Origin of the sequence: Streptomyces sp. NRRL WC-3549 (genome assembly GCF_000721935.1) — a bacterium.
GTDB lineage: Bacteria > Actinomycetota > Actinomycetes > Streptomycetales > Streptomycetaceae > Streptomyces.
Genome location: NZ_KL585436.1, coordinates 5,431 through 8,843, shown reverse-complemented (window position 1 = coordinate 8,843; position 3,413 = coordinate 5,431). Strand labels below are relative to the sequence as shown.

General features: G+C 72.4%; 2 protein-coding genes. One reads left to right on the top strand and one right to left on the bottom strand.

Annotated features, from left to right (window positions below; genetic code table 11):
* Positions 1–1,614 (bottom strand): sensor histidine kinase (locus IH13_RS0131605; RefSeq protein WP_031089753.1); only part of this gene is annotated, 1,614 nt, incomplete at its 3' end.
* Positions 1,615–1,773: 159 nt separating this feature from the next.
* Between IH13_RS0131605 and IH13_RS0131600 the strand changes: the two genes are divergently transcribed.
* Positions 1,774–3,153, top strand: a complete 1,380-nt coding sequence (locus IH13_RS0131600; protein WP_031089751.1) for a cation:dicarboxylate symporter family transporter — start codon at positions 1,774–1,776, stop codon at positions 3,151–3,153.
* Positions 3,154–3,413 lie beyond the last annotated feature (260 nt).

The following is a 3,413-nucleotide window of genomic DNA, read 5'->3' as shown; positions in this document are numbered from 1 at the left end:
CAGCCGCACCGTGAAGCGGGCGCCGCCCTCCTCGGACCGGTCCAGCGCGACCGTCCCCCCGTTGCGGTGCGCCGCCTGCCGTACGAGTGCCAGGCCCAGCCCGCGTCCCGTGCCGCGCGTCGTCCAGCCGCGCCGGAACACCTCGTCCGCGTCGTCCGGGGCGATCCCGGCCCCGCTGTCCGCGACCCGCAGCAGCAGCTCACCGCCGACCGTGCGTGCCGTCACCGTGACCAGCGCGCGGGGCGCCGTCCGCTGCCCCGGGACCCCCGTCCCGCCGCCGCCCGTCATCGCCTCCGACGCGGCGTCCACCGCGTTGTCGATGAGGTTGCCGAGGACCGTCACCAGATCGCGCGGCGCCAGCGAGTCGGGCAGGGCCCCGTCGTCGATCAGGCTGTCCTCGGCCAGCACCAGCTCCACCCCGCGCTCGTTCGCCTGGGCCGCCTTGCCGAGCAGCAGTGCCGCCAGCACCGGTTCACCGACCGCGGCGACGACCCGGTCGGTGAGGACCTGCGCCAGTTCCAGTTCCGCCGTCGCGAACTCCACGGCCTCCTCCACCCGGTCCAGCTCGATCAGCGAGACCACCGTGTGCAGCCGGTTCGCCGCCTCGTGCGCCTGTGAGCGCAGTGCCTGGGAGAAGCCCCGCTCCGAGTCCAGCTCACCCGACAGCGCCTGCAGCTCGGTGTGGTCCCGGAGGGTCACCACGGTGCCGCGCCGCTCCCCGCCGACCACCGGGCTGGTGTTCACCACGATCACCCGGTCCGCCGTGAGGTGGACCTCGTCCACGCGCGGCTCGGAGGCCAGCAGCGCCCCCGTCAGCGCGGCCGGCAGGTCCAGCTCGTCCACCCGGCGCCCCACCGCACCCGGCGCCAGCCCCAGCAGATCCCGGCCCGCGTCGTTGACCAGCGCGATCCGCCGCTGCCCGTCCAGCATCAGCAGTCCCTCCCGTACCGCGTGGAGGGTCGCCTCGTGGTAGTCGTGCATCCGGCTCAGCTCGCCGGCGTTCATCCCGTGCGTGTGCCGTCGCAGCCTGGCGTTGATCACGTACGTACCCAGCGCGCCCAGGGTGAGCGCCGCACCCGCCGCCATGCCCAGCGCGCCGAGCTGCTCCCGCACCTGCGTGGAGACGCGCTCCACGGTGATGCCCGCACTCACCAGCCCGACCACCCGGCCCCCGTCGCGGATCGGCGTGACCACCCGTATCGACGGCCCCAGGGTGCCGGTGTACGTCTCCACGAAGGTCTCCCCGAGCAGCGCCCGGTCGATGTGGCCGATGAAGGGCCTGCCGATCTCGGCGGCGTTCGGGTGGGTCCAGCGGACACCCTCCGGGTCCATGATCGTGACGAAGGCGATCCCGGTCCCGGCGCGGACCCGCTCCGCGTACGGCTGGAGTACGGCGGACGGTTCCGGGGTACGGATCGCCTCCCGCACCGACGGCGATTCGGCCATGGCCAGGGCGGCGGCCCGCACCTGCCGCTTCGCGGTCTCCTCCGCCTGCGCCCGGCCCGACACGTACGCGAAGACGGCGCAACCCGCCACCACCGCCGCCACCAGCAGGGCCTGCATCACGAACAGCTGGCCCGCGAGACTGCGGGGGAGGACACGGGGCAGACGCATGCCACCAGTCTGCCTGGCGGGCAACCACGCCCCCAAGGTGGCTCGAAAACGTCTGTGAACGATATGAACGCAAGGGTGACGGCCGTCACGCCGGGGTGAATAGTCGCCGGGACCCCCAGGGACGGGGGAGCGAACCGCAGACAGCCGAGGAGGGCCCCCGTGGCAGAGCAAGCCGCACGACGGGACCGTACGCACTATCTCTACCTGGCCGTGATCGCCGCCGTGGTGCTCGGCATCATCGTGGGCTTCGCGGTCCCGGACGTGGCCGTGGAGCTCAAGCCGATCGGTACGGGCTTCGTCAACCTCATCAAGATGATGATCTCGCCGATCATCTTCTGCACGATCGTGCTCGGCGTCGGTTCCGTGCGCAAGGCCGCCAAGGTCGGCGCGGTCGGCGGGCTCGCCCTCGGCTACTTCCTGGTGATGTCGACGGTCGCCCTGGCCATCGGCCTGGTGGTGGGCAACCTCCTGGAGCCCGGCTCCACCCTCCACATCACCGAGGCGACGCGTGCGGCCGGCGAGCAGCAGGCGGCGGGTGCGAGCGAGTCCACCGCGGACTTCCTGATCGGCATCATCCCGACCACGATGATCTCGGCCTTCACCGAGGGAGAGGTCCTCCAGACCCTCCTCGTCGCCCTGCTCGCGGGCTTCGCCCTCCAGGCCATGGGATCGGCCGGCGAGCCCGTCCTGCGGGGCATCGGCCACATCCAGCGCCTGGTCTTCCGCATCCTGGCCATGATCATGTGGGCGGCCCCGGTCGGCGCGTTCGGCGCGATCGCGGCGGTGGTCGGCGAGACGGGCCTGGACGCCCTGAAGTCGCTCGCGATCATCATGATCGGCTTCTACGTCACCTGTGCGCTCTTCGTGTTCGTGGTGCTGGGGGCGATCCTGCGCCTGGTGGCCGGGGTCAACATCTGGGCCCTGCTGAAGTACCTGGGCCGCGAGTTCCTGCTGATCCTCTCCACCTCCTCCTCCGAGTCGGCGCTGCCGCGGCTCATCGCGAAGATGGAGCACATGGGCGTCAGCAAGCCCGTCGTCGGCATCACCGTCCCGACCGGCTACTCCTTCAACCTCGACGGCACCGCGATCTACCTGACGATGTCCGCGCTGTTCATCGCCAACGCGACGGGCGACCCGCTGAGCATCGGCGAGCAGATCTCGCTGCTGGTCTTCATGGTGATCGCCTCCAAGGGCGCGGCGGGCGTCACCGGCGCCGGCCTCGCCACCCTCGCCGGCGGTCTGCAGTCCCACCGCCCCGACCTGGTCGACGGCGTCGGTCTGATCGTCGGCATCGACCGCTTCATGAGCGAGGCGCGCGCCCTGACGAACTTCGCGGGCAACGCGGTGGCCACGGTGCTGGTCGGCACCTGGACCAAGGAGATCGACCGGGCCCGGGTCGACCAGGTCCTCTCCGGCGCGCTCCCCTTCGACGAGAGCACGATGACCGACGACGGCCACGGAGGCGGCGAGCCGCACACCCCCGAGCCGCGGGACGCCGGCACCGGTGCCGAGGAGAAGCCGACGCTCGCCAAGGCGTAGCACCGAGGCGCGCGGGCGCGGCCGGTACGGGACTCCCGTACCGGCCGCACCGCGTTCCGGGAACGGTCCACGACCGTGCCCGGGCAGCGGGCCTGGCCGCTGCCGCCCCCGTGGACCGGCGTACTGTGCCTTGCGCGGGGCGATGTCATGGTGCTCGCGGGAGGCCGGGACCGTGCCGGGACCGGCCACCGCTCGTTCGACGGGGGGACCGGATGTCCGGAAATCTGGCGGAGACCGCCCGGGCCGCTCTGACGGCCGCG